The 1,090-nt window shown below is 68.8% G+C and carries 1 protein-coding gene; it reads left to right on the top strand.

Annotated features, from left to right (window positions below):
• The first annotated feature begins 12 nt into the window (after positions 1–12).
• Positions 13–873: an alpha/beta fold hydrolase gene (locus U1700_RS15195; protein ID WP_332753505.1), complete on the top strand. Its 861-nt coding sequence runs from the start codon at positions 13–15 to the stop codon at positions 871–873.
• The last annotated feature ends 217 nt before the right edge of the window (positions 874–1,090 follow it).

The following is a 1,090-nucleotide window of genomic DNA, read 5'->3' as shown; positions in this document are numbered from 1 at the left end:
GGACCTTCAAGCATGACGGCGTATGAGAATCGTTATTGGTGGTCGAAGGACGGCCTGCGGCTCCACGCACGGGATTATGCCGGAAGCGATGCGCTGCCCCCCGTCATCTGCCTGCCCGGCCTGACCCGCAATGCCCGCGATTTCGAGGGGCTGGCCGAGGCGCTGGCGGGCCGGGCGCGGGTGATCGCGGTCAGTTTCCGGGGGCGGGGCGAGAGTGCCTATGCCAAGGACCCGATGAGCTATGTGCCGCTCACCTATGTCCAGGATGTCGAGGCGAGGCTCGACGAATTCGGCATCGGCCGGTTCGTGGCGGTCGGCACCTCGCTGGGCGGGATCGTGACGATGGTGCTGGCTGCGACCGCGCGCGGGCGGCTGGCGGGCGCGGTGCTGAACGATATCGGGCCGGAGATCGAGGCGGCGGGGCTAGCGCGCATCCGCGGCTATGTCGGCAAGGGGCAGAGCTTTCCCACCTGGCTGCACGCCGCACGCTGCGTGCAGGAGAATAACGAGGACGTCTATCCCGGCTGGGGGATCGAGGACTGGCTGGCCATGGCCAAGCGCACGCACCGGCTGACCAGCGCGGGGCGGATCGTGCTCGATTACGACCTGAAGATCGCCGAGCCGTTCCGCGTGCCCAATACCGAGGGCGGGCCCGACATGTGGTCGGCGCTCGACGCATTGAACGGCGTGCCGACGCTGGTGGTGCGCGGCGAGCGTTCCGATATCCTGAGCGAGCCCGTCGCCGGGCGGATGGTCGAGCGCCTGTCCCCGTCGGAGCTGGTGACGGTGCCCAATGTCGGCCACACGCCCCTGCTGACCGAGCCGGAGGCGATCGCGGGGATCGGGCGATTGCTCGACCGCGTGGCGGGATAGGGCCATCACATTCCTCCCCGGCACGGGGAGGGGGACCATGCGCCAGCATGGTGGAGGGGGCGTGCCGCTAGGCGACTCCCTTGTGGAAGCCCCCTCCGTCAGGCCTTCGGCCTGCCACCTCCCCTTGCAGGGGAGGAAGATGGCGTTAGCGGTTTTCAACCCGTCCGCTGCTCGCTAATCCGGCGGCCATGGCCCGTCCGCTAAACATCCTGCACCT

Source organism: Sphingomonas sp. RB1R13 (genome assembly GCF_036663775.1).
Lineage (GTDB): Bacteria > Pseudomonadota > Alphaproteobacteria > Sphingomonadales > Sphingomonadaceae > Sphingomicrobium.
Note: the sequence above shows the minus strand (reverse complement) of the source record. Positions and strands in the feature narration are given on the sequence as shown.